This window comes from Ruminococcus sp. D54t1_190329_F1, from assembly GCF_015551645.1.
GTDB lineage: Bacteria > Bacillota > Clostridia > Lachnospirales > Lachnospiraceae > Blautia_A > Blautia_A faecis.
Window position 1 is genome coordinate 78100 of the sequence record NZ_JADNDC010000007.1, and the last position, 24586, is coordinate 102685.

The 24586-nt window shown below is 45.5% G+C and carries 22 protein-coding genes, 1 tRNA gene and 1 pseudogene; 19 read left to right on the forward strand and 5 right to left on the reverse strand.

Translation table 11 applies throughout. The features are described 5' to 3' along the window. The 3 genes and pseudogenes from I2D69_RS20785 to I2D69_RS04690 all read left to right on the forward strand — a co-directional run. Window positions 1-202, forward strand: a pseudogene (locus tag I2D69_RS20785) (AAA family ATPase); the annotation flags it as partial. Between the two features lie 238 nt (window positions 203-440). Next, the gene (locus I2D69_RS04685) at window positions 441-626 is read left to right on the forward strand and encodes a hypothetical protein (RefSeq protein WP_173717714.1); all 186 of its coding nucleotides are present in this window, start codon (window positions 441-443) and stop codon (window positions 624-626) included. 155 nt (window positions 627-781) lie between these two features. Further along, entirely contained in the window at window positions 782-1162 is a 381-nt protein-coding gene (locus I2D69_RS04690) for a hypothetical protein (protein ID WP_173717136.1), read from the forward strand. A gap of 85 nt (window positions 1163-1247) precedes the next feature. On the opposite strand, the gene I2D69_RS04695 is transcribed toward I2D69_RS04690, so the two are convergent. The 4 genes from I2D69_RS04695 to I2D69_RS04710 form a co-directional block, all read right to left on the reverse strand. Further along, window positions 1248-1841 (reverse strand): hypothetical protein, encoded by a 594-nt coding sequence (locus tag I2D69_RS04695; protein WP_173717137.1) that lies wholly within the window; start codon window positions 1839-1841, stop codon window positions 1248-1250. A 123-nt stretch (window positions 1842-1964) separates the two neighbouring features. Continuing rightward, window positions 1965-2756, reverse strand: a complete 792-nt coding sequence (locus tag I2D69_RS04700; protein ID WP_195379471.1) for a CpsD/CapB family tyrosine-protein kinase — start codon at window positions 2754-2756, stop codon at window positions 1965-1967. Continuing rightward, window positions 2756-3505: a Wzz/FepE/Etk N-terminal domain-containing protein gene (locus I2D69_RS04705; protein WP_118578879.1), complete on the reverse strand. Its 750-nt coding sequence runs from the start codon at window positions 3503-3505 to the stop codon at window positions 2756-2758. Before I2D69_RS04705 ends, I2D69_RS04700 begins: the two co-directional genes overlap by 1 nt. 75 nt (window positions 3506-3580) lie before the next feature. Continuing rightward, the gene (locus tag I2D69_RS04710) at window positions 3581-4591 is read right to left on the reverse strand and encodes an LCP family protein (protein WP_173717139.1); all 1011 of its coding nucleotides are present in this window, start codon (window positions 4589-4591) and stop codon (window positions 3581-3583) included. A 447-nt stretch (window positions 4592-5038) separates the two neighbouring features. On the opposite strand from I2D69_RS04710, the gene I2D69_RS04715 reads away from it, so the two are divergent. The 3 genes from I2D69_RS04715 (at window position 5039) to selB (ending at window position 10060) form a co-directional block, all read left to right on the forward strand. After that, complete coding sequence (locus tag I2D69_RS04715) at window positions 5039-6421, forward strand: exopolysaccharide biosynthesis polyprenyl glycosylphosphotransferase (protein ID WP_173717140.1); 1383 nt, start codon at window positions 5039-5041, stop codon at window positions 6419-6421. 24 nt (window positions 6422-6445) lie between these two features. Further along, window positions 6446-8284, forward strand: coding sequence for a glutamine--fructose-6-phosphate transaminase (isomerizing) (gene glmS, locus I2D69_RS04720; protein ID WP_195379472.1), 1839 nt, complete (start codon window positions 6446-6448; stop codon window positions 8282-8284). 153 nt (window positions 8285-8437) lie between these two features. Beyond that, on the forward strand, window positions 8438-10060 hold the full coding sequence (gene selB / locus I2D69_RS04725) for a selenocysteine-specific translation elongation factor (protein WP_195379473.1): 1623 nt from the start codon (window positions 8438-8440) through the stop codon (window positions 10058-10060). Between the two features lie 33 nt (window positions 10061-10093). Here selB and I2D69_RS04730 read toward each other — a convergent pair. Next, window positions 10094-10190, reverse strand: a tRNA-Sec gene (locus I2D69_RS04730). A 261-nt stretch (window positions 10191-10451) separates the two neighbouring features. Between I2D69_RS04730 and plsX the strand changes: the two genes are divergently transcribed. The 13 genes from plsX (at window position 10452) to queA (ending at window position 24568) form a co-directional block, all read left to right on the forward strand. After that, a complete protein-coding gene (plsX, locus tag I2D69_RS04735) occupies window positions 10452-11477 on the forward strand; it encodes a phosphate acyltransferase PlsX (protein WP_173717143.1) in 1026 nt (341 codons plus the stop codon). Between the two features lie 79 nt (window positions 11478-11556). Then, a complete protein-coding gene (rnc, locus tag I2D69_RS04740; protein ID WP_118578867.1) occupies window positions 11557-12240 on the forward strand; it encodes a ribonuclease III in 684 nt (227 codons plus the stop codon). An 18-nt stretch (window positions 12241-12258) separates the two neighbouring features. Beyond that, window positions 12259-15819, forward strand: a complete 3561-nt coding sequence (smc, locus tag I2D69_RS04745) for a chromosome segregation protein SMC (protein WP_177968304.1) — start codon at window positions 12259-12261, stop codon at window positions 15817-15819. A 14-nt stretch (window positions 15820-15833) separates the two neighbouring features. Continuing rightward, the gene (gene ftsY / locus I2D69_RS04750; RefSeq protein ID WP_118578863.1) at window positions 15834-16775 is read left to right on the forward strand and encodes a signal recognition particle-docking protein FtsY; all 942 of its coding nucleotides are present in this window, start codon (window positions 15834-15836) and stop codon (window positions 16773-16775) included. A gap of 29 nt (window positions 16776-16804) precedes the next feature. Beyond that, the gene (gene ilvA, locus I2D69_RS04755; RefSeq protein WP_118578861.1) at window positions 16805-18016 is read left to right on the forward strand and encodes a threonine ammonia-lyase; all 1212 of its coding nucleotides are present in this window, start codon (window positions 16805-16807) and stop codon (window positions 18014-18016) included. A gap of 274 nt (window positions 18017-18290) precedes the next feature. Further along, window positions 18291-19352: a tryptophan--tRNA ligase gene (gene trpS / locus I2D69_RS04760; protein WP_177968305.1), complete on the forward strand. Its 1062-nt coding sequence runs from the start codon at window positions 18291-18293 to the stop codon at window positions 19350-19352. A gap of 460 nt (window positions 19353-19812) precedes the next feature. Then, complete coding sequence (ylxM, locus tag I2D69_RS04765) at window positions 19813-20136, forward strand: YlxM family DNA-binding protein (protein WP_118578857.1); 324 nt, start codon at window positions 19813-19815, stop codon at window positions 20134-20136. Between the two features lie 3 nt (window positions 20137-20139). After that, a complete protein-coding gene (gene ffh, locus I2D69_RS04770) occupies window positions 20140-21492 on the forward strand; it encodes a signal recognition particle protein (protein ID WP_177968306.1) in 1353 nt (450 codons plus the stop codon). Window positions 21493-21546: 54 nt separating this feature from the next. After that, window positions 21547-21792: a 30S ribosomal protein S16 gene (gene rpsP, locus I2D69_RS04775; RefSeq protein ID WP_117852013.1), complete on the forward strand. Its 246-nt coding sequence runs from the start codon at window positions 21547-21549 to the stop codon at window positions 21790-21792. A gap of 160 nt (window positions 21793-21952) precedes the next feature. Beyond that, entirely contained in the window at window positions 21953-22183 is a 231-nt protein-coding gene (locus tag I2D69_RS04780; RefSeq protein WP_021926512.1) for a KH domain-containing protein, read from the forward strand. A gap of 104 nt (window positions 22184-22287) precedes the next feature. Next, entirely contained in the window at window positions 22288-22791 is a 504-nt protein-coding gene (gene rimM / locus I2D69_RS04785; protein WP_148461956.1) for a ribosome maturation factor RimM, read from the forward strand. Next, window positions 22792-23556, forward strand: a complete 765-nt coding sequence (gene trmD, locus I2D69_RS04790) for a tRNA (guanosine(37)-N1)-methyltransferase TrmD (RefSeq protein ID WP_118578851.1) — start codon at window positions 22792-22794, stop codon at window positions 23554-23556. Continuing rightward, window positions 23543-24568 carry a tRNA preQ1(34) S-adenosylmethionine ribosyltransferase-isomerase QueA gene (gene queA, locus I2D69_RS04795; RefSeq protein ID WP_148461957.1) on the forward strand — a complete coding sequence of 342 codons (1026 nt, stop codon included), beginning with the start codon at window positions 23543-23545 and terminating at the stop codon, window positions 24566-24568. The genes trmD and queA overlap by 14 nt, the downstream gene beginning before the upstream one ends. Window positions 24569-24586 lie beyond the last annotated feature (18 nt).

The following is a 24586-nucleotide window of genomic DNA, read 5'->3' on the forward strand; positions in this document are numbered from 1 at the left end:
TGTCTATATTCCCAATAAAGAAGTATCTCAGGAATATATAAATGCAATCAGCACTATGGAGTGGCCTGAGGTTATTGACTCTGTAGAAAATTCTAGAAAGCTGCTGGAAGCTTTGTGGAGAATGGACAGTGATACAGTGGCAAAGGGAATCGATAAAGTGCATCAGGAAGCTTCATCTGGACAAACCTGCAGCCATAATTGAACTTAAATGGAATAAAAATGCTTCCGGAGCAATTGCCCAGATTAAGAGACAGCAGTATAGTGAGGTGCTAAAAGATTATCATGGGGATTTGCTGCTGGCAGGTATTAATTACGATAAGAAGACGAAACTGCATGAGTGTGTGATTGAGAAATTTCAGAAATATTAAAATTCCTGGTTTTACAGTATTTTATCATTATCGGAGTTAGAAGATTTCAAGTAAACATAGCGAGGAGAAACTATGATGAAAAATACATTTAATGCTATGCTGAAAAATAGACCCAAAGAAAACGATGAACAAAATGCAATTGATTTTATACTGGCGGAATATAAGGATATTTCTGACGGTATAGTTATTGATGATACTGTAGACATAGGGTGGCCGCCAGCTATGGTTGTTGTAACGGATGCAGTACCTGCACAGTAAATCTGGAATGTGACAAATACAGAGCAAAAAATCTCGAAATTTTTAGATAAAAACAGACAGATAAAACTTGTGAAGCTCCTGTTTCCGTGCTATTATGAGCATAGAAATTTGAAGCAGCAAACAGCTGCGAAAATAAAGGAAAGATGTGAGAGAAAATGAAGGAAACAATACAGGACGTACTTCAGCTGATTTTACAGGCCGATGATATCAAATATGTAAAAAATAGCGGTATATTGAATTATGGACTGGATTTGAAACAGGTGGTGGAACGTGAAATTGAATTGTCTGTTTGCAAAGGTGATAAGGAAATATTGCTTGCGATGAATTATGACATAGAGCAATGCTCTGTTCAATTTCAGATTGTAGACTGCACGGAGGAAGAGGAGAAGAAGATTATAGATCTGTATTTTGCTTTAAACGGTGCCGAAGCTACGGTGGATTTTACAAAAGCGCTTAATTTATATTTGTTAAGTATCGGTTATATTGATGAAGGCGACCTGGAAGAGTATCGTCAGAAGGTCAGCCGCCTGAGCTGAGGATAATATGTGAGGCGAAAATCAGTAACAATGAAAAAACAGCTCCCTGCGTGGTCAGAGAGCTGTTTTTTATTATACACCAGGATTATTTAACTGTAACGGTGATATATTTGTTTACTGTCTTGTAGTTTTTAGCTTTAACAGTAACTTTTACCTGATAGGTACCTTTCTTGGTTCCCTTAGCAACTACGATCTTACCGTTTTTGTTAACTTTGATCTTGGAGTTGTTTGTTGTGTAAGAAATTTTACCAGTTTTCTTAGTTACTTTGATAGCTTTCTTAAGAGTCTTGCTGCTCTTCTTAACTGCAGAAGCCTTTACAGTATACTTGTCAGTAGACTTTAAGGTAACCTTCTGAGTTTTAGCTTTGATCTTGTAAGTAAGAGTCTGTGTATATCCGGCATATTTTCCTTTACCGATGATGGTAACTTTGTATGTTCCGGCATTCTTACATGTTTTAACTTTTACTGTGTAGTATTTAGCTTTGATTGTTTTTCCAGCTTCATTCTTAACTACAACCTTTGGCTGCTGTTTCTTACCAGTGTAAGTTACAGTTTTCTTGGTAAGAGAAGCATTGAAAGATGTTTTTACAGGTGAATCTGCTGCAAAAACAGTAGTGCTGATGAGAAGCATCATTACTGCAGCCAGGATGGTTACAGCTACTTTTTTGAATGATTTCATTGGTAACACCCTCTATTTCTTAATTTAATGTATTTAATAAACGGTCTCCCCACGCAGACCCGTTTATCCGGGAGTTGGATTGCTGTGAATAAAGTTCACAGCCGGTAAAGATAGTACAAACGGTTAGTTTCCGGTAGAATTCTTATCTGTGGCAGCGGAGTCAGAGCTGTTTTTCTTATCCTTAGGCTCATAACCATAGCCATAGCCGTATCCATAACCATAGCCGTATCCATAACCATAACCGTATTTTCCATAGCCATACTTGCCATAAGCACGTCCCTTTACATCGGCACGGTTCAGGACTGTACCCAGGAGCTTGCAGCCAGACTGCTGGATCTCATAAAGAGACTGCTTGATCAGAGTACGCGGTGTAGTACCGGCACGTACAACCAGAACTGCGCCGTCGCACAGAGAAGCGATAAGTGCTCCATCTGCTACACTGCCAAGCGGCGGGGAATCTATAATAACAAAACGATAATTCTCTGAAAGAGTATTCAGAAGCTCTTTGAAACGAACGTCTTCCAGAAGAGCGGAAGGATTCTCAAGGAGCTGTGTACACGGAACCATATAGCCGTTTGGAATATTGGTACTATATACAACGTCTTCATATTCTGCCATACCGGAAAGATAATGGTTCAGTCCCATAGTAGTGTCATCGTCATAGTCCATCTGAAAACGTGTTTTCATAACGGATTTACGAAGGTCAACGTCTACCAGAACAGTGGGAAATCCTGCTTCTGCAAGCATTTTCCACAGGTAGGAGGAAATGGTACTCTTACCTTCATTAGGCTGGCAGCTGGTCAAAAGGATCTTGCGGGTATTTTTACCGCAGAATTTAATATTAATACGAAGTCGGTTCATCGCTTCGGAAACTGCATAGGGCAGCTCCGGAAGGTTTACATTAAGCTGGTTCATTATTTCTTACGACCTCTCTTTCTGCCGCGTCTGCGGTGCTGCTCCTCATCCAGATCGATTACCTGATCGCTGTCAGGGATAGTGGTAAGAGGTACCAGCCCAAAATATTTTTCCATATCATCTGCAGTATGGATGGTGTCATCCATCAGATATTTTACAATAAAGAATGCTGCACAGATGAGAAGTCCAAGCAGAGCACCGATCATGGTGAACTTGGTATAGCTTGGAGCTACTTTACTCTCAGGAAGCTTGGCATGCTGTGCCAGATTCGGAGCAAGTGTGCTCATGGTATCCGGGAGATAATCAATGGCTTCCTCAGCCATAGTTTCAGCCAGATCCATAGCCATCTGCGGATCGGTAGAAGTAGCGGTGATCTCCAGAATACGGGTATCGCTTGGGTTGTTCAGTGAAAAAGCTTTAGCCAGTTCATCGGATGTAACATCCAGATCCAGACGGTCAATGACACGGTTCAGTACCGGATAGCTGAGCATCAGCTGTTCATAGTCTGCAGTCAGGGAAGTACCAAGATTCAGGTCACTTAAATTGACTACAGAATCGTCTGAGGCAGATACTACGTAAAGCTTGGCCGTGGATTCATAGGTAGGTGCGATAAAGAAAAAGGAATACGCACCCAGAAGTACAGCGCCTGCAATAAGACTGATCAGCAGATAACGCCATTTGTCTAACAAGACGTAGCCTAGATCCACAAGGTCGATTTCCACCTCGTCGTTTGTGAGTTCTTCGTTCATGTCGGGTCTCCTTAATTTTGTTTATTGTAGCTGTTCAGTATCTTCCCAGCTACGATTTATTTTCTAACAGGAAAATTATTTCTTTTCCTTATAAAAAAGCGAAAGGATCGCTTCCTGAAGGCTGTCCGGATCAGGAGTGAAAGTCTGCCAGCCATCCTCGTCGAAGTCTGCAGTGCCTTCTATGGATATTTTCTCCTCCTCTTTCTCATCGGAAAGAAGAAGGGCAAGACGGGAAAACTTCTTGGCACTGATGTTGGTAGTCATGTAGTCCTCAAGTGCATGATAAAGATCCAGCGGGAACGTCTTATCTTCACTGCATTTCGCCTGGAAAACAGGCTTGAAAGCTTCCTCGTACTGGGCCTGACGGCTCATCCGGTTCTCGTTCAGTCCGTCGGCAACTGTCTTGCGCTCACGGATGAAGCGTTCAGCGTCCTTACCGTGCAGAGTTACGGTCTGTCCCTTGATCAGTGTGTCACTGTCGGGGAAATCATCCTCGATGGTGACGGTGACACCGCCAACCATATCATTTACCACTTCGATGGCGCTCATGTTTACCATTGCAAAGCCATCGATCTTGTGACCTCCAAGGAGCGTGGAAACTGCATCCACAGTATTCTCTGCACGGGTCTCATGATCCAGGCTCATGGCGTGTGCCAGGGAAATCTGGCATTCTGTGGTATCTATGTAAGAACCGTCATCTGCAAGGCTTTTCACCGGAGTCATGGTGTTCCGGTCGATGGTGAGAAACTTGCAGGTGTCTGTGCTTCTGTCGCGGACAAGCACAAGCAGCACGTCGCACTGACCGGTACCGTCGTATTCCTTGATCTCGGTTACCTTATCCGGAGAATCAATTCCGGCGAAAAGGTAAGTCTCAAGATTCCCTTTCGGAACATAGGTAACACCTTTATAAGTGATCTGGTCAGTATCCTGTGTGGAAGAGGATGCACTCCGGTTCACAGCATGGCTGTTGGCAGAAGTGAGAACACCTGCAGCTGAGCCTATGCCAAGAACGCCAGCGGCAAGTCCTATGGCGAGATATTTTATTTTTTTATTTTTATTCTGTCTGGAAATTTGATTATGACGCATTGATTCCTTTCTGCAGACCGAGGTATACTTCGCAGCTGTTCACTCCGTTCACAGCAACACGCTCCGTGATGCACAGAAATCATGCATTTGCATGATTTCGCGCCGCAATTCTCGGGTTTTCTGTGAGCCTTGCTCACAAAAAACACCTCGCGGAACATTCCCTGTGAACAGTAACGGAACAGTACCTGTAAACCGGCACTCTGAAAATTACATATTGACAAAACTTAGAATCTGTTATTTACTTCACATTATAAAATATCATATTGTATAAATATTATATTGCTTTACCACAATATGTACTGATTTTATCACGGTTTGGGGTGGATATCAACCCGCTCTGTCATTTTTTGTCAAAAATGAGTGACGAAAAAATCGTTTTCCTCTGGGATTTTTTGTGCTATACTTATACAACGTATAGATTTCAGAGGAAATTTACTGGAGGAAAAAATGGAAAATCGCGAACGATATAAGAGACTGATCATGTTTTTGGCGTCTGCGGTGATCATCGCTATTGAAACATTGCTTTTCGCCTATATCTGGTATAAATTTTATGCCCACAAGGAGGTCATCGGCAGACGCTTTGACAGAGGTAATCAGGTAGTCATCGGTTTGTATGTGCTGATGATATACTTCTTTTACAAAATTTACGGTGGTTTTAAGGTGGGTTATCTGCGGGTATTTGAAGTAATCTATTCCCAGATCCTGTCTGTGTGCTGCGTGAATTTTATTACCTATTTACAGTTGTGCCTGATCGGTCGCTGGCGTCTGGGAGAGCATCTGACACCTATGCTGGCTATGACGGGGATTGACCTGGTGATCGTTGTCATATGGGTGGTTGGTATGCGTTATGTGTACACCAGACTGTATCCGCCCAGACAGATGCTGATGATTTATGGCGGACGTAATCCGGGAGATTTAAGGAATAAGTTTGAGACCAGAGAGGATAAATATGCCATTAAAGAGATGGCATCCCTTTCCCTTGGCCTTGACGTGATCAAGGAGAAGATCAACGGATATAAAGCAGTTGTGATCGGGGATATCCCGTCCCACGAACGAAATCTTCTCCTGAAATACTGCTTTGAGAAGGATATCCGCTGTTATTCTATTCCGAAGCTTTCTGATATTATGCTCCGGAATGCAGACGATATTCATTTATTTGATACCACGCTTCTTCTTTCCAGAAACCTGCGTCTGACAGCAGAGCAGCTGTTTTTCAAAAGAATTGTGGATATTATATTTTCCCTGGCAGGGCTGGTGATTGCATCTCCGTTTATGATTCTGATCGCACTTGCTATTAAGCTTTATGATGGCGGTCCTGTTTTTTATAAGCAGCCGCGTCTTACGAAGGATAAGCAGATCTTTATGATCCTGAAATTCAGAAGCATGAAAATGGACTCTGAAGTGAAGGGTGCCCAGCTGGCGAAGAAAGAGGATGACAGGATCACACCGGTCGGGAAGCTTATCCGCCGGATCCATTTCGATGAGCTGCCACAGATTTTTAATATCCTGAAAGGTGATATGTCTCTGGTAGGCCCAAGACCGGAGCGGCCGGAAATTGCTGCACTGTATAGCGAGAGGATCCCTGAATTTGATTACCGCCTGAAAGTGAAGGCCGGACTTACCGGTTATGCCCAGGTTTATGGTAAATACAACACGACACCTTATGATAAGCTGAAACTGGATCTCACCTATATTGAGACCTATTCTCTGAAGCTGGATCTGAAGCTTTTGATGCTTACCTTCAAAATCCTTTTCCAGAAGGAAAATACAGAAGGGGTTGAGGCATGGCAGAAGACAGCTGGCCAGGAGAAAAACGAGGAGAATGATTAAGACTGAGACTGAGGAGGAAATTTTATGTGTGGAATTGTTGGTTATGTAGGAGATGAACAGGCGGCACCGATTTTGCTGACAGGCCTTTCCAAGCTGGAATACAGAGGCTATGATTCAGCAGGTATCGCAGTTCGAAACGAGGCAACTGATAAGATCGCAATCGTAAAGGCGAAAGGGCGTCTGAAAACTTTGATCGAGAAGACAGACGGCGGTTCAGCCGTACCGGGTACCTGCGGTATCGGTCATACCCGCTGGGCGACTCATGGAGAGCCTTCTGAGACAAATGCCCATCCTCATTGTACAGATGATAAGTCCGTAGTACTTGTTCATAATGGAATTATCGAGAATTATCAGGAGCTGAAGGCGAAGCTTCTTCGTTCCGGTTATACGTTCTATTCACAGACAGATACAGAAGTGGCTGTGAAGCTGGTAGATTACTACTATAAGAAAACCGGAACTCCGTTGGAAGCAATCTCCAGAGCAATGCTCCGTATCCGCGGTTCTTATGCATTTGGTGTTATTTTCAAGGACTATCCGGGCAAACTGTTTGCAGCCCGCAAGGACAGTCCGCTGATCATTGGAAAGAGCGAGAACGGAAGCCTTATCGCTTCTGATGTTCCTGCGATCCTGGATCAGACCAGAAGAGTTTATTATATCGGCAATCTTGAAATTGCGGAGCTTTCCCGTGATGAGATCCATTTCTACAATATCGACCGTGAAGAGATTGAGAAAGACGTTGTGGAGATCCAGTGGGATGCAGCTGCTGCTGAGAAGGGCGGCTATGAGCACTTTATGCTGAAAGAGATCCATGAGCAGCCGAAGGCCGTTCAGGACACCATTGGCGCTTATGTAAAAGAGGGACACATTGATTTTTCTGAGACAGGGCTTACAGATGAGAAGCTGGCTTCTCTTAAGAGAATCTATATCATCGCCTGCGGTTCTGCTTACCATGTTGGTATGGTTGGCAAATATGTGATCGAATCCATGGCGAAGATCCCGGTTGAGGTGGATGTGGCTTCTGAGTTCCGTTACCGTGATCCGATCCTTGTGGAGGATTCCATGGTGGTTATTATTTCCCAGTCTGGAGAGACCGCAGACAGCCTGGCTGCCCTTCGTCTTGCCAGAGATAGAAATGTTCCGGTACTTAGCGTAGTCAATGTTGTAGGCTCCAGCATTGCAAGAGAGAGCGATTATACGTTATATACTTATGCGGGACCTGAGATTTCTGTTGCCACCACCAAGGCTTACAGCACCCAGCTGATCGCCATGTATCTGCTGGCTATTCAGAGCGCTTTTGTCCAGGGAAAGCTTGAGGAGGGGAATGTGACCCGTCTGCTTGCTGAGATGGAGACCCTGCCGGACAAGATCAGCCGTGTTCTGGATGATAAAGAGCGTATCCAGTGGTTTGCAAGCAAGTATGCAAATGCCCATGATATTTTCTTCATCGGACGAGGAATTGACTATGCCATCAGCATGGAAGGAAGCCTGAAGATGAAGGAAATCAGTTACATTCATTCTGAGGCTTACGCAGCAGGGGAGCTGAAGCACGGAACGATCAGCCTTGTAGAGGATGGTACTCTGGTGATCGGTGTGATGACCCAGAAGGATCTTTTTGAGAAGACACTGAGCAATATGGTTGAGGTAAAGAGCCGTGGTGCTTATCTGATGGGACTGACCAGCTATGGCAATTACAGTATTGAGGATACCGCTGATTTCTCCGTATATGTTCCCAAGACGGAGAAGTATTTCACAACCAGTCTTGCAATTGTTCCGCTGCAGCTGATGGGATATTATGTCAGCGTAGCGAAGGGCCTGGATGTGGACAAGCCGAGAAACCTGGCGAAATCTGTTACTGTAGAATAATGTTATTAAATTACTGAATTATATTTCCAAACAACAGAAAAAAGACAATATTGTTATAAACGTAAACATGGCGCGGAGAAGTGGCTTCTTCGCGCTGTTTATTTGGAAACGAAATAGTGGGATTGTTCGAACAAAATGGGGCGTGAAAAAGATATGGAAGAAAAAAGGTACAGGATCATAGGTACTGCCGGACATATTGATCATGGTAAAACCTGGCTGGTCAAGGCGCTGACAGGCACGGATACGGATCGCCTGGCAGAGGAAAAAAGGCGGGGGATTACAATTGAAAATGGTTTTGCGTTTCTGAAATTTCCGGATGGCAGGGAAGCCGGGATTATTGATGTGCCAGGCCATGAAAGGTTTATAAAGAATATGCTGGCTGGAGCTGGCGGAATTGATATTGCCATGGTAGTGATCGCAGTAGATGAGGGAGTTATGCCTCAGACCAGGGAACATCTGGCAATACTTTCCCTGCTTGGTATTCGAAAGGGTGTGCTTGTGCTCACCAAAGGTGACCTGGAATGGAAAAAGGGACTTGACCAGGAAATCAGGGAATTTGCAGAGGGAACGTTTCTGGAAAATGCGGATGTGGTAGTGACCAGTGCTGTGGATGGGCGTGGGATTGAGGAACTGCGCAGGGTGTTGTGGAAACTGTGCACAGCCGGAAAAACCACGGAAAATCAGAATCTTTCCCGAAATGAAAGTGACAGCTGCACAGGCAGAATGGGTACAAAAGCATCTGCGTTTCGCCTGCCCATAGATCGTGTATTTTCTTTAAAGGGCTTTGGAACCGTAGTGACAGGGACGCTGCTTGATGGCAGTTTAGGCTTGGATTATGACGCTATGCTTTATCCCAGAGCTGAAAGGATAAAAATCCGAGGAATTCAGGTGCATGGACAGGAAGTATCCGAAGCTGTTCCGGGACAGCGGGTGGCAGTGAACCTTCCGGGAATTGGAAAAGAACAGATCTCCCGGGGAGAAATCCTGGCAACAGCAGGAAGTATGGAAGGTACCATGATCGCAGATGTACGGCTGCAGCTGTTGAAATCAGGACAGCGTTCTTTAAAAAGCGGTACCCGTGTTCATCTTTATCATGGGGCAGCAGAACTGGTGTGTAAAATAATTCTGTTTGACAGAGAAGTGCTGAAGCCCGGTGAAGAGGCCGTAGTCCAGCTTCGGATGGAGCAGGTGACGGCAATGAAAGCAGGGGATCATTTTGTTATAAGATTTTATTCGCCGGTAGAAACCATCGGCGGTGGAGTTGTGCTGAATCCCAATGGGGTAAAAAGGAAAAAAAGACAGAATGCAGATGCTGTTGTTCATTGCGCATGTACCGGAAAGGAAAGAAAAAAAGCACACGCTTCAGGAAAAATAACAGAAGAAATATGTGGGAATTCTGTCTTTTTGCAGCTGCAGGAATTATATCTGAAATCGGGCTTTATGCCTCCGCTGACAGATGAAGTGAAGAAAGTATTTTCCGGTGAGCGGGATTTTTCAGAAGTGTTCTTTGCCATGGTGCGGGACGGTGTTCTTGTACGGTTTGACGAGAAGCATTATATGCACTGGGAAATACGGCAGAAAGCTCTGGATATGGCGTATCTGTTATATGAAGAAAAGGGGATGATCCAGACTGGAGAATTTCGTGACCGTCTGGGAATATCCCGTAAATGTGCGATCATACTGCTGGAGGGGTTTGACAGAGAGCGGATTACAGTTATGGAAAATGGAGGAAGAGTGTTAAAACGAAACTTGCAGCAGGCAGACCGGTCTCAATGAGAAGAGTAAGAGTGGAAAGCTGGGTACGTTTTTTGGCGGGAACATATGGGAATCGAACCCATCCGGGACGGGATTAGCGCCCCACACTGGTTTTGAAGACCAGGAGGCACACCGGCACCTATCTGCTCCCAGTGAGAGTATAGCGGAGATTGGAAGCTTCGTCAACTACAGTCTTTGGGTCAGAAACCTTTCTTTGATTCCCTATTGACTAAGAGGGGGCAGATAAAGTAGAATAGTATTATTCGGGATAGTGTACCTTGTAGCCTTTTTCAAACATGCTATGGTATGGAGGAGCTGTTGAATTGGGCTGTGTTTTGCATATCCCGATTATAATGGATGTTTTCACATTACCAGATTACAGTATTGAAGAATATCCGGAGAGGAGAAAAATATGGCAGAGACAGTTAGAGTTGTAGTAGATGCCATGGGCGGAGACAACGCTCCGGCAGAACCAGTGAAAGCAGCCGTAGAGGCTGTTGCCGAGAGGGAAGACATTGATGTGATCCTTACCGGCAGGCAGGATGTAATTGAGAAAGAGCTGAGTAAATTTCAGAATTACCCCAAGGAAAGAATCCAGATCGTGAATACCACAGAGGTGATCGAGACAGCAGAGCCTCCGGTTCTGGCAATCCGTAAGAAGAAAGATTCTTCCATTGTGGTAGGACTGAATCTTGTGAAGAAGCAGGAAGCAGAAGCATTTGTTTCCTCTGGAAGCTCAGGCGCTATTTTAGTAGGTGGTCAGGTGATCGTAGGAAGAAGCAAAGGAGTACAGCGTCCGCCGCTGGCACCCTTGATTCCCACCCAGAATGGTGTGTCACTTCTTATTGACTGCGGTGCGAACGTAGATGCCAGACCAGAGCATCTGGTACAGTTTGCGAAGATGGGTTCCATCTATATGGAAGACGTGGTTGGAATCAAGAACCCTCGTGTTGCCATTGTAAACATTGGTGCAGAGGAGGAGAAGGGAAATGCCCTTGTGAAGGAGACGTTCCCTCTTTTGAAGGAATGCTCGGGGATCAATTTCATCGGAAGTATTGAAGCAAGGGATATTCCGGCTGGTTATGCAGATGTGATTGTCTGCGAGGCTTTTGTCGGGAACGTGATCCTGAAGCTTTATGAAGGACTTGGAAGTACCTTTATGAAGATGCTTAAAACCGGCCTTATGAAAGACACCCGCAGCAAGGTTGGAGCTCTTCTGGTGAAACCGGCCGTCAAAGAAACTATGAAGGCATTTGATGCAAGTGAGTACGGCGGAGCCCCTCTTCTGGGTCTTAAGGGACTGGTTGTGAAGACACACGGCAGTGCCAGGGCGGTTGAGATTCGTCACGCTATTTTTCAGTGTGTTCAGTTCAGACAGCAGAAGATCAATGAGAAAATCGCTGCCCATATGGTGGAAGAGACACCAGAAAAAGCATGATCATCCATGCATTGCAGCAGACTCTTCGGCAAAGACCTGCCGGAGGGCTGCCAGCTAGTCAGAGGGAAGGAAGTTTATCATGGAAAAAAAGTTAAAAGCATTGGAGAACCGGATCGGTTATGAGTTCAGGAACAGGAACCTTCTGATCCTTGCACTGACACATAGTTCCTATGCAAACGAGAAGAAGCTTGGTAAGGCAGGCTGCAACGAGCGTCTGGAGTTTCTTGGAGATGCAGTTCTGGAGCTGATCAGCAGTGATTTTCTCTATAAGAAGTTCACCCAGATTCCAGAGGGCGAATTGACCAAGAAGAGAGCCAGCCTGGTTTGCGAGCCCAGTCTTGCTTATTGTGCAAGAGATTTCGGACTGCCGCAGTATCTGCTCCTTGGAAAAGGTGAGGACATGACCGGTGGAAGAAACCGTGACTCTATTGTTTCTGATGCAACAGAGGCTCTGCTTGGAGCTATCTATCTGGACGGTGGTTTTGCTAGCGCAAAGGAGTTTGTTCTGAAATTCATTCTGAACGATCTTGAGAATAAACAGCTCTTTTATGATAGCAAGACCATCCTGCAGGAAATCGTACAGGAGAAGGGAACCCATCTTGTGGAGTACCATCTGATAAAAGAAGAAGGCCCGGATCACAATAAAAGCTTTACCGTGGATGTGCTTGTCAGCGGTCATGTGATGGGTACCGGAGTAGGACATACCAAGAAAGCTGCCGAGCAGGAAGCTGCTTACCAGGCAATCCGGAAGATGAGAAAATAATAACAAGGGTTCGAATATATGTATTTAAAAAATATTGAAGTGCACGGGTTTAAGTCCTTTGCACAGAAAATCAATTTCGAATTTCATAATGGAATTACGGGAATCGTTGGCCCCAACGGCAGTGGAAAAAGCAACGTAGGTGATGCGGTCCGCTGGGTCCTTGGAGAACAGAGCGCCAAGCAGCTTCGAGGCGGAAACATGCAGGACGTTATTTTTTCCGGCACGGAGACCAGAAAGCCCCTTAGCTTTGCTTCTGTTGCCATTACTCTGGATAACAGCGATCACAAGCTTCCGGTTGATTTTAATGAGGTTACGGTTACCCGAAGACTTTACCGCTCCGGTGAAAGTGAATATCTTATTAATGGAAGTGCCTGTCGTCTGAAGGATATTAATGAGATGTTTTACGATACCGGTATTGGTAAAGAGGGCTATTCCATCATCGGGCAGGGACAGATCGATAAGATCTTAAGTGGTAAGCCGGAAGAGCGCCGTGAGCTTTTTGACGAAGCTGCCGGAATCGTAAAGTTTAAGCGAAGAAAGGCAACTACCATTAAGAAGCTGCAGGACGAGCAGGCGAACCTGGTGCGTGTTACCGATATTTTAAGTGAGCTTACCAGACAATTGGGCCCTTTGGAGCGCCAGTCCGAGACAGCCAGAATTTATCTTGCCAAAAGAGACACTTTGCGGGAACTGGATGTGAACAGTTTTCTTCTGGAAAACGAGGAGACCAGCCGTGAATTAAAAGAGCTGGATACCAAGAATACCCGGGCTGCTGAGGAGCTGGAGGAGAATCAGAAGGCCTACGAGCAGACGAAAGTGGAATATGATCGTCTGGAAGAGGAACTGGAACAGTTGAATTCCCAGATGGATCAGCTGCGTGAAGAGACGCAGAATAAGGCAATCCGCAGGCAGCAGCTGGATGGCGAGACCAAGGTACTTCGGGAACAGATTTTGTCCGGAGTGCAGAGTGAAGAACATTACAAGAGCCGTCTGCAGTCCATTGAGGCGGATCTGAAGGAACGCCAGGAGTCTCTGGAGAGGCAGGAGGCGGAGAAATCCCAGCTCCATGCAGCTCTTCTGGAAGCAAGGAAGCGCCAGGAGGCAGAAGAGGACCGGATTTCCAATATTCAGGCACAGATCGAAGAGTGCTCCCAGGCAGTGGAGAATGGCAAGAACGAGATTATCGAGCTTCTCAATACCCGTGCCACTACCAAAGGAAAAGCCCAGCGTTTCGATACCATGATGGAGCAGATCGATATCCGTAAAGCGGGAATCAGTCAGAGACAGCTTCATTTGAAAACAGAGGAAGCCCAGCAGCAGAGTGAGCTGGAGAGGGCAAAGGAGAAGTTTCAGGGAATTACCACACTTATCCAGGACATGAATGCAGAGTGTCAGCGCCTGGATAATGAAGTACATAAAATTACAGATGAATTAAAGAAACAGAACGGCCAGATGGAAATCGGCCAGAGCGCATATCACCGTGAGGCTTCCAGGCTGGAATCTTTGAAAAATATTACAGAGCGCTATGACGGATACGGAAACAGTATCCGCCGTGTAATGGAACAGAAGGACCGAGTACCGGGAATTAAGGGTGTTGTAGCAGATCTGATCCAGGTAAATAAGGAGTATGAGATCGCCATTGAGACGGCTCTTGGCGGAAGTATTCAGAACATTGTCACAGACAATGAACAGACTGCCAAGCACATGATTGAATTTCTGAAGAAAAACCGTTTCGGCCGTGCTACGTTCCTTCCACTTAACAGTATCAATACTAGAAGTGGTTTTACCCAGAGGGATGCGCTGCAGGAGCCGGGAGTGATCGGGCTTGCCAGTGAACTGGTAACTACAGGTCCGGAGTATGCCGGACTTGCTACTTATCTTCTGGGTCGTGTGCTTGTGGTGGATCACATTGACAATGCCATTGCCATTGCGCGAAAGTACCGGCACAGTCTTCGCATGGTAACTGTGGAGGGTGAATCCTTCAGTCCGGGCGGTTCTATGTCAGGTGGTTCTTTTAAGAATAACAGCAACCTTCTTGGCCGCCGCCGTGAGATCGAAGAACTGGAATCCAGTGTGAAGGCTCTTCGAAAAGACATGGATGACATGCAGACTGCTATTAATGATAATCGAAGCAAGCGCAATGTTATGCGTGACACCATTGCAGATCTGCAGGAAAAACTGCGTCAGCAGTATGTTGCCCAGAACACGGCGAAGATGAACATTAACCAGGTAGAAGCCAAAACAAAGGAAATCCAGGCTGGCTACGGAGAGATTCAGAGAGAGCAGATGGAAATCCGCCGTCAGATCGAGGAGGCAGAGGCTGATCACAGCAAGATTGCCGAAGAATTGAAGGCTTCTGAGCAGGATGAGAAAGAACTGGAGACTTTTATCCAGAATAAACAGGAAGAATTAGAGACCTGGAGGGCTTCTGAGCAGGAGGTTTCCAGAAAACTGGAGGCTCTTCGTCTGGAAGCAAGTACAGCCCAGCAGAAAGAAAGCTTCGCAGCAGAGACTCTGGGCCGTCTGACCCATGAGATGGAAGCTCTTCGCCAGGAGGAAGCAGATATTCATGAAACGCTGGAGCTTGGCGGCGAAGAGAATGAGAGAAAGCGCCAGTCTGTAGAGAACCTGGAGGCAGTGATCCGGACTTTGGAAGAGGATGAAACCAAGGCGAAGGCTCAGATGGAGAGCTGGCAGAGTGTGAAGGATGAAAAAAATGCCAGCCATAAGGCATTTTTTGAGAAGCGGGATCAGCTGTCCGGCAGGATTTCACTTCTGGACAAAGAGTGTTACCGTCTGAAAAGTCAGATCGAGAAGCTGGAAGAGCACAGGGAATCTCAGATTTCCTATATGTGGAATGAGTATGAGATCACCCCGAACAATGCCCTTCAGTACAAAAAAGAAGAGCTGAACGATCTGAAAGCCATGAAGAAAGAAATTGCCCAGGTGAAGGATGAAATCCGTAAGCTTGGTAACGTTAATGTAAATGCAATTGAGGAATATAAGGAGATTTCAGAGCGTCATGCTTTCCTTTCCGGACAGTATGAGGATCTGAAAACCGCAGAGGCACAGCTGGAGAACATTATCCAGGAACTGGATGAGGGAATGCGTAAACAGTTTACGGAGAAATTCCAGGATATCCAGAGAGAGTTTGACAAGGCTTTCAAGGAATTGTTTGGAGGCGGTAAGGGGACTCTGGAGCTTGAGGAAGACGTGGACATTCTGGAAGCAGGAATTCGTATTATTTCCCAGCCGCCAGGCAAAAAGCTTCAGAATATGATGCAGCTTTCCGGTGGTGAGAAGGCACTTACTGCAATCGCACTTTTGTTTGCAATCCAGAATCTGAAGCCGTCGCCATTCTGTCTTCTTGATGAGATCGAGGCGGCACTTGACGATTCGAATGTAGGCCGTTTCGCAGGCTATCTTCAGAAGTTGACGAAGAACACGCAATTTATTATAATAACACACAGGCGTGGTACTATGAATGCCGCAGACAGACTTTATGGTATTACCATGCAGGAGAAAGGCGTCTCCACGCTGGTTTCCGTTGATCTTGTGGAAAACCAGCTTACGCAGTAAAAGGAGGAGAGGAAATGGCAGAGGAAAAGAAGGGCTTTTTTAAAAGACTTGTCAGTGGCCTGACAAAAACAAGAGACAACATTGTGGCAGGATTCGATTCTCTTTTCACCGGCTATTCAACAATAGATGATGATTTTTATGAGGAACTGGAAGAAATCCTGATCATGGGTGACATTGGAATCAATGCCACCACAGCCATTCTGGACAAATTAAAAGACCAGGTGGAAATCCGGAATATCAGGGATCCCAAGGAGTGCAAGCAGCTTCTTATTGATACCATCAAGGAGCAGATGACGGTAGACAGCACAGAGTACGAGTTTGAAAACCGCAAATCCGTTATTCTTGTGATCGGTGTCAATGGTGTTGGAAAAACAACTTCCGTTGGAAAACTTGCCGGCAAGCTGAAGGACCAGGGCAAAAAGGTTATTCTTGGTGCTGCGGATACTTTCCGTGCAGCAGCAGGGGAACAGCTGACCCAGTGGGCGAACCGGGCAGGAGTGGAGATCATTGGCGGTCAGGATGGAGCAGACCCGGCATCAGTTGTCTATGATGCAGTGGCAGCAGCCAAGGCCCGCAATGCAGACGTTCTGATCTGTGATACCGCAGGAAGACTTCATAATAAGAAGAATCTTATGGAAGAGCTTCGCAAGATTTACCGCATTCTGGAGAAGGAATATCCGGAAGCGTATCTGGAAACTCTGGTGGTTCTGGATGGAACGACAGGACAGAACGCACTTGTGCAGGCAAGACAGTTTGCAGAGGTGGCAAATGTAACCGGTATCATTCTTACCAAGCTTGATGGTACAGCCAAGGGTGGTATTGCGGTGGCAATCCAGTCTGAGCTTGATATTCCGGTGAAATATATCGGCGTTGGTGAGAGCATTGACGATTTACAGAAATTCGATGCAAATTCTTTTGTGGATGCGTTGTTTGATATTCATCCGGATGAAAACTAACCCCACAAACTACAGGAGGAAAAATAAAAATGCTTACATTAGAGAGTTTTGAAGAAGCGGCAGAAATAGTTAAGCAGGTAACCCAGGAGACCAAGCTGGTGAAGAGCAGTTATTTCTCTGAACTCACTGGAAACAAGGTCTTCTTCAAACCAGAGAACATGCAGAGAACAGGTGCATATAAGGTGCGTGGAGCTTATTATAAGATCAGTACTCTTTCCGACGAGGAGAGGGGCAAAGGCCTGATCACAGCTTCCGCTGGAAACCATGCACAGGGTGTGGCATATGCAGCACACAAGTACGGTGTGAAGGCCGTGATCGTAATGCCGACCACTACACCGCTTATTAAAGTAGAGCGTACAAAAGGGTATGGCGCAGAGGTTATTCTTCATGGTGATGTTTATGATGAGGCCTGTGCATACGCTCTGGAGCTTGCTGAAGAAAAGGGCTATACCTTTATTCATCCTTTTGATGATCCTGCAGTTGCTACCGGACAGGGAACCATTGCTATGGAGATCATTCAGGAGCTTCCTCTTGTAGATTATATTCTGGTGCCAATCGGTGGAGGCGGACTTGCAACAGGTGTATCCACACTTGCCAAGCTTCTTAATCCTCATATTAAAGTAATCGGTGTAGAGCCGGCAGGTGCAGCCTGCATGAAGGCTTCTCTTGAGAAAGGGGAGGTTGTTACACTGCCCCATGTAAACACCATTGCAGATGGTACTGCAGTTCAGACTCCGGGCTCTCATATTTTCCCATATATCCAGGAGAATCTGGATGAAATCATCACGGTTGAGGATGATGAGCTGATCGTTGCATTCCTGGATATGGTAGAGAATCACAAGATGATCGTTGAGAATTCAGGACTTCTGACAGTGGCTGCGCTTCGTCATCTTGATTTCAAGAATAAAAAGGTTGTGTCCATTTTAAGTGGTGGAAATATGGATGTGATTACCATGTCTTCTGTAGTACAGCATGGTTTGATCCAGCGTGACAGAATCTTTACCGTATCTGTTCTTATCCCGGATAAGCCTGGTGAACTGGTACGTGTGGCTTCTATTATTGCTGAGAATCAGGGAAATGTTATCAAGCTGGATCATAACCAGTTTGTAAGCACAAACCGTAATGCCGCTGTAGAACTGAAAATCACTCTGGAGGCATTTGGTACAGATCATAAGAATCAGATCGTGAAAGCGCTGGAGACTGCCGGATGCAGACCGAAAGTAATTCGCGCAAGTCTGTAATTGAAAAATAGAAGCATTTCCCCGCCTTGCAGTTAATAGCTGAAGCAGCATTACAAATGGTATGAATAAAGTTAGTTACTGTTCACTCCGTTCACAAAAAACACCTCGCGGAATGTTACCAGTGAATAGTAACTAAAGTTAATCTATGTGCTTTGGACGTTTTGCATATTCATGTAAAAAAATGGGGAGTGTTTGCTGAAATGATTATAAATAAGTACAACTGTGTTGGTTAAAAAAGGATCGGCATGGCGGTGAATATAAGGAGTAGCAAACTATGAAAAAAGTAATTTTAACAGGAGACCGCCCTACAGGACGTCTTCATGTGGGACATTATGTGGGCTCTTTATCTGAGCGTGTAAAGCTTCAGAATTCCGGAAATTATGACGAGATTTATATTATGATCGCGGATGCCCAGGCGCTTACTGATAACGCAGAGCACCCGGAGAAGGTTCGTCAGAATATTATCCAGGTAGCACTTGATTATCTGGCTTGCGGGATTGATCCGGAGAAATCCACAATTTTCATCCAGTCCATGGTTCCGGAGCTTACAGAGCTTACCTTCTATTATATGAATCTGGTTACAGTGGCCCGTGTTCAGCGTAACCCTACTGTGAAATCTGAGATCCAGATGCGTAATTTCGAAGCCAGCATTCCGGTTGGATTCTTCTGCTATCCTATCAGCCAGGCAGCAGATATCACGGCTTTCCGCGCAACAGCAGTTCCGGTTGGCGAGGATCAGCTTCCTATGCTGGAGCAGTGCAAAGAGATCGTACACAAGTTTAACACAGTATATGGTGAGACGCTTACAGAGCCAGAGATCGTACTTCCTTCCAACAAGGCGTGCCTGCGTCTGCCAGGTATTGACGGTAAGGCAAAAATGAGTAAATCTCTTGGAAACTGCATTTATCTTTCCGATGAGGCAGATGAGGTTAAGAAGAAGGTTATGTCCATGTTCACGGATCCGAATCATCTTCGTGTTCAGGATCCAGGAAATGTTGATGGCAACCCGGTATTTATTTATCTGGATGCTTTCTGCAAACCAGAATACTTCCCGGAATTTCTTCCGGATTATCAGAACCTGGACGAGCTGAAAGACCATTATAAGAGAGGCGGACTTGGAGATGTTAAGGTTAAGAAGTTCCTGAACAACGTTCTCCAGGCTGAGCTTGGCCCGATCCGCGAGCACCGTAAAATGTGGGAGCAGCGCATTCCGGATGTCTATGACATTTTAAGAGAGGGCAGTAAGGTGGCTGAGGCAAAGGCTGCTGAGACTCTGAGGGATGTAAAGGCTTCTATGAAAATTAATTATTTTGATGATGATAGTTTGATTCAGTAAAATATGTGGATTTTAAGTGTCAGTAAAATATGTGAATTTTAAGTTGACATTTCGTTGGTTATGGCATATCCTAATAGTAGCTAAGGATTAGAGCAATAGTCCATCGAAAGCAAACGAAAACCCCGGAGGTGTGCGAGACTTCCGGGGTTTTCTATTCCGTTTATGTAGGTGGCTTATGCCTTAGGCTGTTATGCTGCCTATTTGTCTTTTCTGTCCAGCCATTTGTAAATGCAGTAGCTAATTACATTTACTGCGACAGGGACAAGGATTAGAGCAATAATATTATCCATCGAATTCACCTCCTTTCTGCTGGAGGCTCGGCAGCTTTTATAGTATAACATAAGGGCAGATAATTAGAAATAGCGTATAATAAATTTGGACATATAAAAAATATTGCATGTAAAGAAAAAACACTTGACACACACCACAAAATACGGTATGATACCCAAGGTGATAACGAATGGAAAAGTTTGTGGAACGTACTTTGCTCTATGATTTTTACGGAGAGCTTCTTACGAAGAGACAGCAGCAGATCTACGAGAGTGTAGTTCTGGAGGATTATTCTTTAAGTGAGGTTGCAGAGGAACTGAATATCAGCCGTCAGGGCGTACATGATATGATCAGACGCTGTGACAAGGCACTGGAAGGATATGAAGAGAAGCTGCATCTGGTGGAGAAGTTTGTGAATATCCGGGGACAGGTACAGAAGATACATGAGCTTGCATCCGGATATCACGCTGATGATATTGAGGCAATATCCAATGTGATTTTAGAGGAGTTATAATTCATGGCATTTGAAAGCTTAACAGATAAACTTCAGAATGTATTCAAGAAGCTGAGAAGCAAAGGCCGTCTGACCGAAGAGGATGTTAAGATTGCTCTTAAAGAAGTTAAGATGGCACTCCTTGAAGCAGACGTTAACTTCAGAGTCGTGAAACAGTTCACGAAATCTGTACAGGAACGTGCAGTTGGACAGGACGTTATGAACGGACTGAACCCAGGCCAGATGGTCATCAAGATTGTAAACGAAGAGCTGGTTAATCTTATGGGAAGCGAGACTACAGAGCTTCCGATCAAGCCTGGCAATGATCTGACTGTCATTATGATGGCAGGTCTTCAGGGAGCCGGTAAGACTACTACCGCAGCCAAGCTTGCAGGTAAGATCAAGTCGAAAGGTAAGAAACCTCTTCTGGTAGCCTGTGACGTTTACAGACCCGCAGCGATCACTCAGCTGCAGGTAAACGGTGAGAAACAAGGCGTGGAAGTCTTTACCATGGGCGATAAACAGAGCCCGGTAGACATAGCCAAGGCGGCTGTTGCACATGCCAAGGCGAATCAGCAGAATGTAGTGATCATTGATACAGCAGGTCGTCTTCATGTCGATGAGGATATGATGCAGGAGCTTGCTGATATTAAGTCTAATATTGAGGTAGATGCTACAGTCCTTGTAGTAGATGCCATGACCGGACAGGATGCAGTCAATGTAGCCCAGACTTTTGCAGAGAAGGTTGGAATCGATGGAGTGATCCTGACCAAGATGGATGGTGATACCCGTGGTGGTGCAGCTCTTTCCATCAAGTCCGTAACTGGCAAGCCAATCCTGTATGTAGGTATGGGAGAGAAGTTATCCGATCTGGAACAGTTTTATCCGGAGAGAATGGCATCCCGTATCCTTGGTATGGGAGATGTAATGAGCCTGATCGAGAAGGCAGAAGCAGCCGTGGATCAGGAAGCAGCCCAGGAGATGTCCAAGAAGCTGAAGAAGATGGATTTTGATTTCAATGACTATCTTACCAGCCTTGAACAGATGAATAAGATGGGCGGAATCTCCAGCATCCTGAACATGCTCCCAGGTGTGGGAAGCAAGATGAAAGATGTGGAGAGCATGATCGATGAGAAAGCAATGGACAGAACCAAGTCCATTATTCTTTCCATGACCCCACAGGAGCGTTCTAATCCGGGAATCCTGAACCTTTCCCGCAAGAACAGAATTGCCAGAGGCGCAGGTGTGGATGTTGCAGAAGTCAATCGCCTTGTGAAGCAGTTTGAGCAGAGCAAGAAGATGATGAAGCAGATGCCGGGTCTCATGGGCGGCGGCAAAATGGGTGGTAAAAGAGGCGGCTTTAAGCTCCCTTTTTAACATAAAATAATTAAATTAACTAATAAAGAGAAAGTAAATTGGAGGAAAATTAAAATGGCAGTTAAGATCAGATTAAGAAGAATGGGACAGAAGAAAGCACCTTACTATAGAATCGTTGTTGCAGATTCCCGCAGCAAACGTGATGGAAGATGTATCGAAGAGATCGGAACATATGATCCGAACCAGGAGCCAAGTGTATGCAAGGTTGACGAAGAAGCAGCTAAGAAATGGCTTGCAAACGGTGCTCAGCCTACAGAGGTTGTTGCTAAGATCCTCAAACAGGCCGGAATCGAGAAATAATTTAAGGAGTATCTTAGAGGTTGCCAGAATGGTTCAGACTGCACAGTATTTCCTGTGAAAGTCGTGAACTGTAACCGGCAATTTTCAGGGGGTATTTCTGTGACGTCCAGATGAGGGCATTTTTTGAATATGCTCCGGGGCGGGATCAGGGAGGTGTGTAATGAAAGAATTAGTAGAAGTAATTGCAAAATCTCTTGTTGAAAATCCGGACGAAGTAGTCGTTACCGAAACAGAAAAGGATGACGCTGTTGTTATCGAACTGAAGGTAGGACCATCTGATATGGGTAAGGTGATCGGACGTCAGGGCAGAATCGCCAAGGCCATCCGTACCGTAGTAAAAGCGGCTTCTTCCAAAAGCAGCAAAAAAGTGATTGTAGATATTCTGCAATGATAAGCAAGATATATGGATGCAGGAGCTGTGGAGACATGGCTCCTGTTTTTACTTATGAAAGTCCTGGACGGCAGACATATTCGTTTTTTGTAGAGGAGTTTTGAATGGAAGATTTATTAAAGGTTGGAGTAATTACCACCACTCATGGCGTGCGGGGAGAAGTAAAAGTATTCCCTACCACAGATCCGGAGCGTTTCCTGGATCTTGAATACGTGATTCTGGATGCCGGCAGAGAGATGAAAAAGCTGGAAATCCGTAACGTGAAATTTTTTAAGAATCTTGTGATCCTGAAATTTAATGGGATTGATAATATAAATGATATTGAAATGTACAAAGGCAGAGACCTGTGGGTTCCCAGAGAAGAAGCCCAGGAACTGGATGAAGATGAATATTACATCGGCGACCTGATTGGCATGGAAGTGGTTCTGGAGGGCAACACCCATTTCGGAACCCTGAAAGATGTTATGGAGACAGGAGCCAATGATGTTTACGTAGTAGAGCTTCCAGATCATCAGGAAGTACTTCTCCCGGCAATCAAGGAATGCATCCTTGACGTTGATCTGGAAGAGAATGTGATGACGGTACATTTGATGAAAGGACTTTTATAAATGAATTTCCATGTTTTGACCCTTTTTCCGGAAATGATCCGGAATGGAATGAACACCAGCATTACAGGGCGTGCTATTAATGCAGGAATCCTTTCTGTGGAGGCCATAAATATCCGCGACTATGCTTTTAACAAGCACCAGAAAGTAGATGATTATACTTACGGCGGCGGTGCTGGAATGCTGATGCAGGCAGAACCGGTTTACCTGGCTTATGAAGCGATTGCCGAGAAAGCCGGGAAGCGCCCCCGTGTGGTTTATCTCACCCCGCAGGGACAGGTGTTTAATCAGCAGATGGCAAGAGACATGGCGAAAGAGGAAGACCTGGTTTTCCTTTGCGGTCACTATGAGGGGATTGACGAGCGTGTTCTGGAGGAAATTGTGACGGATTATGTGTCTATCGGAGATTATGTGCTTACAGGCGGCGAGCTTCCGGCCATGGTTATGATGGATTCTATTTCCCGCATGGTTCCAGGCGTGCTCAGCAATCAGGAGTCTGGCGAGACCGAGTCCTTTGCAGGAAATCTTCTGGAATATCCCCAGTACAGCCGCCCGGAAGAGTGGCATGGTAAAAAGGTTCCGGAGGTTCTTATGTCCGGTCATCATGCAAATATAGAGAAGTGGCGCAGAGAGCAGTCTATCATTCGTACAGCCAGAAGGCGCCCGGATCTGCTGAAAAAGGCAGATCTCACCAACAAAGAATGGAATTTTGTGCGGCAGCTGAAAAAGCAGTGGAAAGAGGAGGAATCCAAAGATGAGAACATCTGATTTTTACTATGAGCTCCCTCAGGAGCTGATCGCCCAGGATCCGCTGGAGGACAGAAGTTCTTCCAGACTTATGCATCTTTCTATGGCAGATGGCAGTATTGAGCATCGCCATTTCAGGGATATACTGGACTATCTGAATGAAGGTGATACTTTGGTTATCAATGATACCAAGGTTATTCCGGCAAGACTTTACGGTCACAAGGAAGAGACTGGCGCAGTGATCGAGATCCTTCTTCTGAAAAGAAGAGAGAACGATATCTGGGAATGCCTGGTAAAACCAGGTAAAAAGGCACGCCCAGGTGCTAAGATCACTTTTGGAGATGGTATCTTAAAGGGAGAGATTATTGACGTGGTGGACGAGGGGAATCGTCTGATCCAGTTCCATTATGAGGGTATTTTCGAAGAGATTCTGGATCAGCTGGGAGAGATGCCGCTGCCTCCATATATCACTCATAAATTAAAGGATAAGAATCGCTACCAGACTGTTTATGCAAAGAATGAAGGTTCTGCAGCAGCGCCTACAGCAGGTCTGCATTTTACAAAGGAACTTCTGGAGCAGGTGAAAGCCAAAGGGGTAAATATTGCCCATGTAACTCTTCACGTAGGTCTTGGCACATTCCGTCCGGTTAAGGTAGATGATGTGGAGCAGCATCACATGCATTCTGAATTCTACATTGTGGAAGAAGACCAGGCGAAGCTGATCAACGATACCAGGAAAAATGGCGGCCGTGTGATCGCAGTTGGAACTACCAGCTGCCGTACACTGGAATCTGCAACTGGCGCTGATGGTGTTCTGAAGTCTGGAAGCGGCTGGACAGAGATTTTTATTTATCCAGGCTATAAATTTAAGATGATCGACGGTCTGATCACCAACTTCCATCTGCCGGAATCCACACTGGTTATGCTGGTATCTGCACTGGCTGGAAAAGAGAATATTCTGCATGCCTATGAGGTGGCAGTGCAGGAGAAGTATCGGTTCTTTTCATTTGGGGATGCGATGCTGATATTATAATCAAAAAATACCCCCCGG